Source organism: Rahnella sp. ChDrAdgB13 (assembly GCF_017655185.1).
Lineage (GTDB): Bacteria > Pseudomonadota > Gammaproteobacteria > Enterobacterales > Enterobacteriaceae > Rahnella > Rahnella contaminans.
Genome location: NZ_JAEMGT010000108.1, coordinates 1 through 12,444 on the forward strand (window position 1 = coordinate 1; position 12,444 = coordinate 12,444).

The 12,444-nt window shown below is 51.2% G+C and carries 11 protein-coding genes and 6 tRNA genes; 15 read left to right on the plus strand and 2 right to left on the minus strand.

The annotated features are described in order from the left end of the window. Nucleotides 1-276: 276 nt before the first annotated feature. From J8X26_RS22575 to J8X26_RS22600, 6 genes are all read left to right on the plus strand, one after another. Nucleotides 277-353 (plus strand) — tRNA-Met (locus tag J8X26_RS22575). Nucleotides 354-361: 8 nt separating this feature from the next. Beyond that, a tRNA-Leu gene (locus tag J8X26_RS22580) sits at nucleotides 362-446 on the plus strand. A 23-nt stretch (nucleotides 447-469) separates the two neighbouring features. Further along, nucleotides 470-544: transfer RNA gene (locus tag J8X26_RS22585), tRNA-Gln, on the plus strand. Nucleotides 545-608: 64 nt separating this feature from the next. Continuing rightward, a tRNA-Gln gene (locus tag J8X26_RS22590) sits at nucleotides 609-683 on the plus strand. A 92-nt stretch (nucleotides 684-775) separates the two neighbouring features. Next, nucleotides 776-852 (plus strand) — tRNA-Met (locus J8X26_RS22595). Between the two features lie 44 nt (nucleotides 853-896). Then, nucleotides 897-971 (plus strand) — tRNA-Gln (locus J8X26_RS22600). Nucleotides 972-1,077: 106 nt separating this feature from the next. On the opposite strand, the gene ubiF is transcribed toward J8X26_RS22600, so the two are convergent. Next, the gene (gene ubiF, locus J8X26_RS22605; protein WP_208952020.1) at nucleotides 1,078-2,262 is read right to left on the minus strand and encodes a 3-demethoxyubiquinol 3-hydroxylase; all 1,185 of its coding nucleotides are present in this window, start codon (nucleotides 2,260-2,262) and stop codon (nucleotides 1,078-1,080) included. A gap of 188 nt (nucleotides 2,263-2,450) precedes the next feature. On the opposite strand from ubiF, the gene miaB reads away from it, so the two are divergent. The 9 genes from miaB (at nucleotide 2,451) to J8X26_RS22650 (ending at nucleotide 11,875) form a co-directional block, all read left to right on the plus strand. Beyond that, on the plus strand, nucleotides 2,451-3,875 hold the full coding sequence (miaB, locus tag J8X26_RS22610; protein ID WP_208952021.1) for a tRNA (N6-isopentenyl adenosine(37)-C2)-methylthiotransferase MiaB: 1,425 nt from the start codon (nucleotides 2,451-2,453) through the stop codon (nucleotides 3,873-3,875). 268 nt (nucleotides 3,876-4,143) lie between these two features. After that, nucleotides 4,144-5,220, plus strand: coding sequence for a PhoH family protein (locus J8X26_RS22615; protein ID WP_152326448.1), 1,077 nt, complete (start codon nucleotides 4,144-4,146; stop codon nucleotides 5,218-5,220). Beyond that, nucleotides 5,217-5,690: an rRNA maturation RNase YbeY gene (gene ybeY / locus J8X26_RS22620; RefSeq protein WP_152326447.1), complete on the plus strand. Its 474-nt coding sequence runs from the start codon at nucleotides 5,217-5,219 to the stop codon at nucleotides 5,688-5,690. Before J8X26_RS22615 ends, ybeY begins: the two co-directional genes overlap by 4 nt. Before the next feature lie 100 nt (nucleotides 5,691-5,790). After that, the gene (gene corC, locus J8X26_RS22625) at nucleotides 5,791-6,669 is read left to right on the plus strand and encodes a CNNM family magnesium/cobalt transport protein CorC (RefSeq protein ID WP_101075684.1); all 879 of its coding nucleotides are present in this window, start codon (nucleotides 5,791-5,793) and stop codon (nucleotides 6,667-6,669) included. Nucleotides 6,670-6,676: 7 nt separating this feature from the next. After that, nucleotides 6,677-8,206: an apolipoprotein N-acyltransferase gene (gene lnt, locus J8X26_RS22630; protein ID WP_208952022.1), complete on the plus strand. Its 1,530-nt coding sequence runs from the start codon at nucleotides 6,677-6,679 to the stop codon at nucleotides 8,204-8,206. A gap of 440 nt (nucleotides 8,207-8,646) precedes the next feature. Continuing rightward, complete coding sequence (locus J8X26_RS22635; RefSeq protein ID WP_165059420.1) at nucleotides 8,647-9,543, plus strand: amino acid ABC transporter substrate-binding protein; 897 nt, start codon at nucleotides 8,647-8,649, stop codon at nucleotides 9,541-9,543. Between the two features lie 189 nt (nucleotides 9,544-9,732). Continuing rightward, a complete protein-coding gene (locus J8X26_RS22640; RefSeq protein WP_208952023.1) occupies nucleotides 9,733-10,473 on the plus strand; it encodes an amino acid ABC transporter permease in 741 nt (246 codons plus the stop codon). Between the two features lie 2 nt (nucleotides 10,474-10,475). Beyond that, complete coding sequence (gene gltK / locus J8X26_RS22645; RefSeq protein WP_152326443.1) at nucleotides 10,476-11,153, plus strand: glutamate/aspartate ABC transporter permease GltK; 678 nt, start codon at nucleotides 10,476-10,478, stop codon at nucleotides 11,151-11,153. Continuing rightward, nucleotides 11,150-11,875: an amino acid ABC transporter ATP-binding protein gene (locus tag J8X26_RS22650; protein ID WP_152326442.1), complete on the plus strand. Its 726-nt coding sequence runs from the start codon at nucleotides 11,150-11,152 to the stop codon at nucleotides 11,873-11,875. The genes gltK and J8X26_RS22650 overlap by 4 nt, the downstream gene beginning before the upstream one ends. A gap of 49 nt (nucleotides 11,876-11,924) precedes the next feature. Here the strand turns inward: J8X26_RS22650 and J8X26_RS22655 are convergent, their stop codons facing one another. Beyond that, a complete protein-coding gene (locus J8X26_RS22655) occupies nucleotides 11,925-12,422 on the minus strand; it encodes a zinc ribbon-containing protein (protein WP_152326441.1) in 498 nt (165 codons plus the stop codon). Between the last annotated feature and the right edge of the window lie 22 nt (nucleotides 12,423-12,444).

The following is a 12,444-nucleotide window of genomic DNA, read 5'->3' on the forward strand; positions in this document are numbered from 1 at the left end:
CTCCGCATAATTTGGTTATTTATAGGGAGTACAATGACTTAATACAAGTTCATTTTAATGCGTAAGCCCTGGAAGCAAGCGGGCCTTTTCAGGCCCGTTTTTTTATGGGTAAAGCCAGTAAAAATAATGTCTTTTGCCCAATTAATCACCAGAGTGGTTATAAGCCAGACAAATGGACGCTCTCACGCCTTTTTCTCCAAAAAAGGTGTTGACGCAAAACGGTCATATACGCATAATGCGCCCCGCAACGCCGATGAAGGTAGCGCGAAAAAAGAGGGCTACGTAGCTCAGTTGGTTAGAGCACATCACTCATAATGATGGGGTCACAGGTTCGAATCCCGTCGTAGCCACCATCTTTTTTGCGGGAGTGGCGAAATTGGTAGACGCACTAGATTTAGGTTCTAGCGCCGCAAGGTGTGCGAGTTCAAGTCTCGCCTCCCGCACCATTTCATCGAGTCGGCAGCACAGTTGGGGTATCGCCAAGCGGTAAGGCACTGGTTTTTGATACCAGCATTCCCAGGTTCGAATCCTGGTACCCCAGCCATTTTCTTACCTTCGCATCTCTGATGTGAATGTGAGAAAAAACCAATTTGAAGAAGTTGTACTGTTGGGGTATCGCCAAGCGGTAAGGCACTGGTTTTTGATACCAGCATACCCTGGTTCGAATCCAGGTACCCCAGCCATACTTCTTTCTGTATAATTGGTAAGCACTTGAAATTTATTATTAAGTTAGTTAAATTAGTGCTTGAAGTTTTGAAGTAAGTCAGTAGAATTTGGCTACGTAGCTCAGCTGGTTAGAGCACATCACTCATAATGATGGGGTCACAGGTTCAAATCCCGTCGTAGCCACCATTTTACTTGCAGTGCACTGCTCAAAAGGTAGTGAGTTTTAAAATTGGGGTGTCGCCAAGCGGTAAGGCTCTGGTTTCTGATACCAGCATACCCAGGTTCGAATCCTGGCACCCCAGCCACATTAAGAAAGCCCGCCTCGTGCGGGCTTTTTGCTATCTGCCGGTTGAGTCAGACTCAAAAAAAGGGCAAGCCGACATTCATCCGGCCAGCCCCTCTCTCACTTCATTAAATGCCTAATGCGTATTTCAGCGCTTTGGTTTTCAGTGCGCCTGCACGCTGTGCCGTCATCAGTGCCAGATTTCTCAATGCTTTGACGGGCGCCAGATCGTTACTGAACGCGGTATAGAACAAATCCATACCGCTTTGCATCAGCAGATTATCCAGGCGACGCTGACGCTGATAGCGCAGCAGCACTTTCTCGCTGCTCCACGCTTCATCGTGGTCACGCGCTTTTTCCAGCACCGAAAGCAATGCTTCTACGTCGCGATAACCCAGATTCACGCCCTGCCCGGCCAGCGGATTGATCGTATGCGCTGCATCGCCCACCAGCGCCAGCCCCGGCAGGACATAACGCTGCGCATGGCGGCGAACCAGCGGGAACGCGCCCGCTGCTGTTGCATTGATTTTTCCAAGGCGTGGTGGGAAGGCCTGCATAATCTCCGCCGTCAGCTGTTTCATGTTCAGCGTTTTCAGATAACGGATGCGCTGCGGGCTGTCGTACCACACCAGCGATGCCTGATTGCCAAACAACGGCAGAAATGCGCGCGGGCCGGAAGGGAAAAACTGCTGCCAGGTGACATCCTGATCCGGCGTTTCGGTTTCAACGTTAATCAGCATACAGTGCTGGCGATATTCCCAACCATCAACGCCGATGCCCGCCAGCTGGCGTACCAGAGAATTCGCTCCGTCGGCGGCGACGACCAGTTTTGTACGCAGCAGTTCACCGGTGGTCAGCTGAAGTGACCAGGTTTTATCGTCATGTTGCAGAAGATGGCGCAGTTTCGCCGGGCAGAAGCGGGTCAGATTGGAGAAAGCATCAAACTGCTGCCAGAGCGCCAGCTGAAGCACGCGGTTTTCAACCATGAATCCCAGCTCCGGTAATCCGAGTGATTGCGCATCGAATTTGACGTCGGAACCGTCAACTTCCCAGGTTTCCAGGCGGCGATACGGCACCGAGCGCATTTTTTCAACAGCAGGCCACGCCTCTAATTTTTGCAAGAACCGCACCGAAGCGCAGCCAATCGCAGAAATTCGCAGGTCTGCTGCCGCTGATGCGTCAAATTCAGCCGGCTCTTCATTTTCGATCAATGCAACCTGAAGCCCCTGACGGGCCAGCCCGAGAGCTGCCGCAGCGCCTACCATCCCACCACCGACGATCACTGCATCAAATGACTTCTCTGAATTATTCATTTTATTCCAGCTTTCTATTTCAGTTCATTATGCGAAGTGTACCGGATTTTTGTGTCTGCATCAGGGCCTAAGCTGCTTTCCCGCACTGGTCAGCGCTAAGGTGAGGGTTTACAATACCGCCCCTGAACAACGCTATGCACTGCGGCACTGCCGATCTAACGTTCCCCGTACTGAGTACTGACACGCTGATGACTAAAAAACTGCACATAAAAACCTGGGGCTGCCAGATGAATGAATATGATTCATCCAAAATGGCCGATCTTCTCGATAGCACCCACGGTTACCAGCTGACGGATAACGCTGAAGAAGCAGACATTCTGCTGCTGAATACCTGTTCAATCCGGGAAAAAGCCCAGGAGAAAGTGTTCAGCCTGCTGGGACACTGGAAATTATTAAAAAAGAAAAACCCGGATATTATTATCGGCGTCGGCGGCTGTGTGGCATCTCAGGAAGGGGAATTGCTGCGTAAGCGTGCGCCCTGCGTTGATATCGTTTTTGGCCCGCAAACCCTGCATCGCCTGCCAGAAATGGTCAACCATGTTCGCGGCACCAAAAGCCCGGTCGTGGATATCAGCTTCCCGGAAATTGAGAAATTTGACCGTCTGCCGGAACCACGCGCGGATGGCCCGACCGCATTTGTCTCCATCATGGAAGGTTGCAACAAATATTGCAGCTTCTGCGTGGTGCCTTACACGCGCGGCGAAGAAGTCAGCCGCCCGTGTGATGACGTCCTGTTCGAAGTCGCTCAGCTTGCCGCTCAGGGCGTGCGTGAAGTTAACCTGCTGGGGCAAAACGTCAACGCCTACCGCGGCGATTCCGTTGACGGTGGCATCTGCACGTTTGCAGAATTACTGCGTCTGGTGGCGGCCATCGACGGTATTGACCGCATCCGCTTTACCACCAGCCATCCGGTAGAATTTACTGACGATATTATCGAGGTCTATAAAGACACGCCTGAAGTGGTCAGTTTCCTGCATCTGCCTATTCAGAGCGGTTCTGATCGCATTCTGACTATGATGAAGCGCCCTCACACGGTGCTGGAATACAAATCGACTATCCGTAAATTGCGGGCTGCGCGTCCGGATATCCATTTCAGTTCTGACTTCATCATCGGCTTCCCGGGCGAATCCAACGATGATTTCGAACGCACTATGGATTTAATTGCACAGGTCAATTACGACGTCAGCTTCAGTTTTATCTACTCTCCACGCCCGGGAACACCTGCGGCAGACATGGTCGATGACGTCAGCATGGACGAGAAGAAACAGCGTCTGGCGCTGTTACAGGACCGGATCACGCAACAGGTGATGCGGTTTAGCCGCGCCACGCTGGGCACCGTTCAGCGCATTCTGGTGGAAGGGACGTCCCGTAAAGACATTATGGAACTGACCGGACGTACAGAATGCAACCGTGTGGTCAATTTTGAAGGTACGCCTGACATGATTGGCAAATTCGTGGATGTCGAAATTGTCGATGTCTATGCCAACTCCCTGCGTGGCGTAGTCATCCGCACAGAAGAACAAATGGCGCTGCGTCTGCACGAGTCACCACAATCTGTTATTGCCCGCACACGCAAAGAAAATGAATTGGGCGTTGGGCTCTATCAGCCGTAAATCATTGAAGCGAAGAATGACAGAACCTACAGGGCGCTCCGGCGTCCTGTTTCTTTTGAGAATTCAGACGCAACACCGGCTTCCAGGGGTTAATTTTCCAGGAAAGGCCGCATATCCGGATGCAGGTTCATGTAACTGCCTGCAAGCCGCAGCATATTTTGCCAAGGGCATGTATTATTAACTCAGGTATGGTTGACGGCTGAAAGCAGTTTACGGCCGTATGTCTCACTGAACGTACCCTGAAGTATGCAGGGTAAACTGGTCCAGAGTGGCCCAAAGGATAAGTTTGAACGTTGTAACACAAGAGATTTTACTGGAGCCCGAAGACAATCAGCGTCTGCTGAGCCTGTGCGGGCCGTTTGATGACAATATCAAACAACTGGAACGCCGGTTGGGCGTTGAAATCAACCGTCGTGATAACGCATTTAAGCTTGTTGGAAAGAGCCTGCCGGTTGCGGCAGCCGCTGATATTCTGCGCGACTTATACGTAGACACCGCGCCGCTGCGTGGCGAGATTCAGGATATCGACCCTGAAAAAATCCATCTGGCGATTAAAGAAAGCCGCGTTCTTGAGCAAACGGCTGAAAGCGTGCCTGATTTTGGCAAAGCGGTCATCATCAAAACCAAGCGTGGCGTGATCAAACCGCGAACTAAGAATCAGGCGCAGTACGTTGCCAATATTCTGGATCACGACGTCACGTTTGGTATCGGCCCTGCCGGTACGGGTAAAACCTATCTGGCCGTTGCCGCTGCCGTTGATGCGCTGGAACGTCAGGAAGTACGCCGTATTCTGCTGACGCGCCCTGCCGTTGAAGCCGGTGAAAAGCTGGGCTTCCTGCCGGGTGACCTGAGTCAGAAGGTTGATCCGTATCTGCGCCCGCTGTATGACGCGCTGTTCGAAATGCTGGGCTTTGAGAAGGTTGAAAAACTGATTGAGCGCAACGTTATTGAAGTGGCTCCTCTGGCGTATATGCGCGGGCGTACGCTCAATGACGCCTTCATTATTCTCGATGAAAGCCAGAATACTTCCATTGAACAGATGAAGATGTTCCTGACCCGTATTGGTTTTAACTCCAAAGCGGTGATCACCGGTGACGTCACGCAAATCGACTTGCCGCGCCATCAGAAATCAGGCCTGCGCCACGCCATTGAAGTATTGTCTTCGGTTGAAGAACTGAGCTTTAACTTCTTCCACAGCGAGGACGTCGTTCGTCATCCTGTTGTCGCACGAATTGTTGTAGCTTACGAAGCGTGGGAAGAAGAAGACCAGAAACGTCGTGATGCGATTGCCGCAGAGCGTAAACATGAACATCAAAACAGCGCATCCCAGCAGGTTAGTCAATGAACACGGTAATCCTCGATCTACAAATTGCTTGTGAAGAAAACGCAGGCTTACCGTCTGAAAATGACTTTCAAAAATGGCTGGAGGCGGTTCTTCCGCAGTTTCAGGAAGAATCGGAAGTAACGATCCGTCTGGTCGATATTCCCGAAAGCCATGAACTGAATATGACGTATCGTGGCATGGATAAACCGACCAACGTGTTATCCTTCCCGTTCGAAGCTCCTCCGGGCATGGAAATGCCACTGCTCGGCGACCTGATTATTTGTCGTCAGGTGGTTGAGAAGGAAGCCAAAGAGCAGGAAAAAGAACTTTGGGCTCACTGGGCACATATGGTGATTCACGGCAGTTTGCATTTGCTGGGCTATGACCATATCGTTGACGAAGAAGCCGAAGAAATGGAATCAATTGAAACTGAAATCATGCTGGATCTGGGTTATCCGGATCCTTATATTTCAGAGAAAGAAGACGACTGAATTTATCAGTAAACTTGCGCAGCGCCTGCCCGGTGAAGGTTTTTCATCCGCAGGCGTTTCGCCTAATTTTCACTAACACGAGTAAAACAAACCAAACGCCATGAGCGATGACCATTCACAAAATAGTGACAGCCCCAGTCCCAAGAAGGGCTTCTTTTCCCTTATCCTTAACCAGCTCTTTCACGGTGAACCCAAAAACCGTGGCGATTTGGTTGAGCTGATTCGTGACTCAGAACAAAACGATCTGATCGACCCCGATACCCGTGACATGCTGGAAGGCGTGATGGATATCGCCGAGCAGCGCGTCCGGGACATCATGATCCCACGTTCTCAGATGATCACGCTAAAACGCAATCAACCGCTGGAAGAGTGTCTTGATGTCATCATCGAATCCGCACACTCCCGCTTCCCGGTGATCAGCGAAGATAAGGATCACATTGAAGGCATCCTGATGGCCAAAGACTTGCTGCCGTTTATGCGCACAGAGTCCGAACCATTCAGCATTGATAAAGTGCTGAGAACCGCCGTGGTGGTTCCCGAAAGCAAACGTGTTGACCGCATGCTGAAGGAGTTCCGCTCCCAGCGTTACCATATGGCGATTGTTGTCGATGAATTCGGCGGCGTATCAGGCCTGGTCACTATCGAAGATATTCTCGAACTGATTGTCGGCGAGATCGACGATGAGTATGACGAAGCAGAAGATCTGGATATCCGCCAGCTTAGCCGCCATACCTACACCGTCCGCGCGCTGGCACCGATTGAAGATTTTAACGAAGTCTTCCAGACCCATTACAGTGACGACGAAGTCGATACGATTGGCGGTCTGGTGATGCAGTCCTTCGGCCATTTGCCTGCACGAGGCGAAAGCATTGAAATTGACGGTTACCTGTTCAAGGTTGCGATGGCCGACAGCCGACGTATTATTCAGGTTCACGTAAAAATACCGGACGACGCGCCGCAACCGATACTGGAAGAATAATTACTCCATGGCAATTGCCTCTTTATACCAACGCCAGCGGGTTCGCGCCCTGCTGGCGCTCTTATTCGGTGCCTGTGGCACGCTCGCTTTTTCCCCCTATGATTTCTGGCCTGCAGCAATCGTCTCGCTCTGCGGTCTGCTGGCATTAACGCTGGATCGCCGTCCGGCGCAATCCGCGTGGATAGGTTTCTGCTGGGGATTTGGCCTGTTTGGAACAGGCGTCAACTGGGTTTACGTCAGTATCGCCACCTTTGGCGGCATGCCGGAAGCCATCAACCTGTTCCTGGTGATTTTGCTGGCGGCTTATTTGTCGCTGTACACCATGCTGTTTGCCGGTATTTTCAGCAAACTCTGGCCAAAAACCACCTGGTGGAAACTGGCAATTGCCGCGCCGGCGCTGTGGCAAGTTACTGAATTCCTTCGCGGTTGGGTGCTGACCGGCTTTCCGTGGCTTGAATTCGGTTACAGCCAGATCAATGGACCGCTGAAAGGCCTTGCGCCAATCACCGGTGTGAACGGCATTACGCTGTTACTGACTTCCCTGAGCGGTCTGCTGGTGTATGCCATTTACCAGCACCGGAAAGCCCCGGGTATTGTTGCGCTGGCAATGTTGCTGCTGCCATGGCCGCTGCGCTATATCCACTGGTATCAGGAACAGCCTGACAAAACTGTTGATGTTGCACTGGTTCAGGGCAATATTCCGCAGTCCATGAAATGGGATCCGAAGGCGCTGGAAAGCGCGCTGCAAACGTACCTGGATCTCAGCCGTCCCTATCTTGGCAAATCCAGCATGATCATCTGGCCGGAATCCGCGATTTCAGATATTGAGTCCGATCAGCAGGGTTTCCTGAGCATGGTGGATAATATTTACCGTTCTCACGGGACTCAACTGGTCACCGGGATTATCGATGCGCGCCGCAACGAAGAAGGCATGAAGGTGTACAACAGCGCCATTGTGCTGGGCGGTAAACAAACTTATCGTTACCCGGACGACAACCGTTTCAATAAACACCATCTGGTACCCTTTGGTGAATTTGTTCCTCTGGAAAGGCTGCTACGCCCTCTCGCGCCGTTCTTCGATTTGCCAATGTCGGGCCTGACCAGCGGCGATTATGTGCAGAAACCGTTGTTTGTCAGCGGACTCAATCTGACCACTGCCATTTGTTATGAAGTGGTCTTCGGTGAACAGGTGCGCGACAACCTGCGGCCGGACACCAATTTCCTGCTGACCATTTCCAACGATGCCTGGTTCGGCCACTCGATTGGCCCGTGGCAGCATTTCCAGATGGCGCGTATGCGTTCGCTGGAATTAGGCCGCCCGTTGCTGCGAAGCACCAACAACGGCATTACCGCCGTAGTGAATGCTCAGGGCGATGTGACCGCCCAAATTCCGCAGTTTACCCGTCAGGTTCTGAACGTGAACGTCACGCCGACAACCGGTATGACGCCGTATGCGCGCGTTGGCTGGTGGCCGGTGTGGATAGTAACGCTCATCATGGCTGTCGCGGCACTGTGGCTGGGTCGTCGCAAAAACTGAATTTTCGTATTTTCTCTTTAAATCAGGCGTCTTCGGGCGCCTGAACTGTTTTGTCGCATCTTCTTTTTAGCCCCCGTAATCTTTCCCCCCCTTTACCTGCTGCCGTTTGTTATAAACCCGGCATTAAGCGCTGATTATCTGACCGCTGATGAAGTTAAATCAGGCTTTCTGGCATGACTCTTGCTACATCTAATTGAAAGATATCTGATTAGTTACTTTTTATGACGTCGTGCATCATTTTGGAACAAAAAGGCTATTCCTCATGCACCTTCTAAGTGCATAGCCCGTTAATTGCTTTTAATTGGTGCGTGTCTCGTCTCAAAAAAGAAACAATGTGGTTTCATAAAATTCACATTCAGTTATTTTCTAGCTTCATATGACGAGGCATTAGCACTTTCTGATCCGTGATTTGGATCCCTAATGACAGCAAGGAGTTGGACATGCAATTGCGCAAATTGGCGTTATCCGTAGTGTTGGCAAGCGTTGCCGTAAGCAGCTTTGCTCACGCAGAAGAACTGACCGGCACCCTGAAAAAAATCAAAGACAATGGCGTTATCGTGGTAGGTCACCGCGAATCCTCAGTGCCATTCTCTTACTACAATAACGAACAGAAAGTCGTAGGTTATTCACAGGACTATTCCGACGCCATCGTTGACGCGGTTAAGAAAAAACTGAACCTGCCAAACCTGCAGGTCAAAATGATGCCAATCACCTCGCAGAACCGTATTCCGTTGCTGCAAAACGGCACCTATGATTTTGAGTGTGGTTCTACCACCAACAACCTCGAGCGCCAGCAGCAAGCCGCTTTCTCCGACACCATCTTTGTTATCGGCACCCGTCTGTTAGTGAAGAAAGGGTCGGAGATTAAAGACTTCGCTGATCTGAAAGGCAAAACCGTTGTGGTGACTTCCGGGACAACCTCTGAAGTGCTGCTTAATAAGCTGAACGAAGAGAAAAAACTGGATCTGCGCATCATCAGCGCGAAAGACCACGGTGACTCGTTCCGTACTCTGGAAACCGGTCGTGCCGTTGCCTTCATGATGGATGATGCCCTGTTAGCCGGTGAACGTGCGAAAGCCAAAAAACCAGACAACTGGGAAATCATCGGAACTCCACAGTCCAAAGAAGCATATGGCTGCATGATGCGTAAAGATGATGCCGACTTCAAAAAACTGGTCGATGACACCATCGTGAAAGCACAGACTTCCGGTGAGGCGACTAAGTGGTTTGAAACCTGGTTCAAAAAACCGATTCCTCCGAAGAATCTGAACATGAACTTTGAACTGTCTGACGACATGAAAGCCCTGTTCAAAGCGCCAAACGATAAAGCACTGTAAGAAATACCAGACAGACGGGTATAACCAAGAGAAGTGTAATTAAAGAATAAGGCTGGACCACCAGCCTGTGATGATGCAGACCGGATGCGGGGTGGTCGTTCCCCACCCCGCATATCCTCCCAGTCATTTTTCACGCGGACCACGTCATCACTCAGATGGGTAGTTCATTACCCGGTTTACGGAGTTTTTATGTCAATAGATTGGAACTGGGGCATATTTTTGCAACAAGCCCCCTTTGGGAATACCACCTACCTGGGCTGGATTTGGAATGGATTTCAGGTCACTGTCGCACTGTCGGTTTGCGCCTGGATTATCGCGTTCTTCGTCGGTTCACTTTTCGGGATACTGCGTACCGTTCCCAACCGGATCCTTTCCGGTATCGGCACCTGTTACGTTGAACTCTTCCGTAACGTGCCACTCATTGTGCAATTCTTTATCTGGTATCTGGTTGTGCCTGAACTGCTGCCCGAAAATATCGGTATGTGGTTTAAATCAGAGCTGGCGCCAAATGTGCAATTCTTCTCCTCGTCAGTAATCTGTCTCGGTCTGTTCACCGCTGCCCGCGTATGCGAGCAGGTGCGTGCGGCCATTCAGTCACTGCCAAGCGGCCAGCGTAATGCCGGTCTGGCAATGGGCCTGACGCTGCCTCAGACCTATCGTTATGTTCTGTTGCCCAACGCGTACCGCGTGATCGTGCCACCGATGACATCCGAAATGGTTAACCTGGTGAAAAACTCGGCTATTGCCTCCACCATCGGCCTGGTCGATATGGCGGCGCAAGCCGGCAAGCTGCTTGATTACTCCGCACATGCGTATGAATCATTTACTGCGATTACCGTTGCCTACGTCTTTATCAATGCCATCATCATGTTCCTGATGCATTTTGTAGAACGTAAAGTCCGCCTGCCGGGCAACATGGGGGGTAAATAAGAATGCATGAATTTGACTGGAGTTCTATCGGTCCCGGCCTGCCGTACTTGTGGCAGGGCATGGTCGTCACCCTGAAAATCACCTCGCTGGCGATTGTTGTCGGTATCCTCTGGGGTACGCTGCTGGCGGTCATGCGTTTATCGTCTTTCAAACCGGTCAGCTGGTTTGCCTCGGCTTATGTCAACCTGTTCCGCGCCGTGCCGCTGGTGATGGTGTTGTTGTGGTTCTATCTGATTGTGCCCGGCTTCCTGCAAAAAGTGCTCGGTTTATCCCCTAAAACGGATATCCGCCTGATTTCTGCGATGGTGGCGTTCGCCTTGTTTGAAGCAGCCTACTATTCCGAAATCATTCGCGCAGGGATTATCAGTATTGCCCGCGGGCAATCTTCCGCCGCGCTGGCGCTGGGCATGACCCAATGGCAGTCCATGCAACTGGTGATTTTGCCGCAGGCGTTCCGCGCGATGGTGCCGCTGCTGCTGACGCAGGCGATTGTCTTATTCCAGGATACCTCGCTCGTGTATGTTCTGGGCCTCGCCGACTTCTTCCGCAGCGCATCCAACATTGGCGACCGCGACGGTACGCTGGTTGAGATGGTGCTGTTTGCAGGACTTATTTACTTTGTTATCAGCCTTTGTGCTTCCTTGCTGGTGCGTTATTTGAAGAAAAGGACCGTTTCATGATTTCACTGAAGAATGTTTCTAAATGGTACGGGCACTTTCAGGTGCTGACCGGGTGCAGCACCGAAGTTAAAAAAGGTGAAGTTGTGGTGGTTTGCGGGCCTTCCGGGTCGGGTAAATCGACGCTGATCAAAACCGTTAACGGACTTGAGCCGATTCAGAAAGGTGAAATCCTGGTTAACGGCACGCCGGTCAATGACAAAAAAACCAATCTGGCTCAGTTGCGTGCGAAAGTTGGCATGGTGTTCCAGCATTTTGAGCTGTTCCCGCATTTGTCGATCATCGACAACCTGACGCTTGCTCAGGTAAAAGTGCTGAAACGCGATAAAGCAGCTTCGAAAGAAAAAGGCCTGAAACTGCTGGATCGCGTGGGCTTATCTGCTCACGCCAACAAATTCCCCGGTCAGCTTTCCGGCGGGCAACAGCAGCGTGTCGCTATCGCCCGCGCATTATGTATGGATCCTATTGCCATGCTGTTTGATGAACCGACCTCAGCGCTTGATCCGGAAATGATCAACGAAGTGCTGGACGTAATGGTTGAGCTGGCAAATGAAGGCATGACAATGATGGTGGTCACCCACGAAATGGGCTTTGCACGTAAAGTGGCGAACCGCGTGATTTTCATGGATGAAGGTAAAATTGTTGAAGACCGTAATAAAGACGACTTCTTCAATAATCCGGAATCTGATCGTGCCCGCGATTTCCTGGCGAAAATTCTGCACTAAAACCTGAATTGCCTGCTTCCGGATCAGACCGGAAGCAGGCAATTAAACATCACGGTTCAAACGGGCGACGGCTGAATTCGGTATTTCCACATTTAGGACATCGGCTCAGAATCTCTGGCGTGTATACCGCCAGATGGAAATGACAGTTTTCACAGACCAGATTCCCGAGCCCCACCACTTCCCCGCTGTGATAGATGCCATGATGGCTGACGTCTTTAAACACTTCTTTCCATTCCAGCTGCGTTTTGTCGGTCATATCGGCCAGTTCTTTCCACAGGCTTTCTTTAATCACACGCAAAAACACGCTGTCAGTTCCGTCGTCTTCTGCCACCGCACGCTGACTCTCGCCGTAACTGCGCGCGAACTCATGCAGGTCGCGCCTGACGGCAGAGGTTAACTGTTCAATCTGAATTTCTGACAACTTGCCTTCATTTTGCAGACGGACACGGGCATCCTGCACCAGTGCGCTGATATCACGTTCGCCATTTTTTAACCGCTCAGTCAGCGAAGACACTAACTGGCGGTAAGATTGCGTAATATTGCTCATAACTTCCTCTCCTTGAACTGAC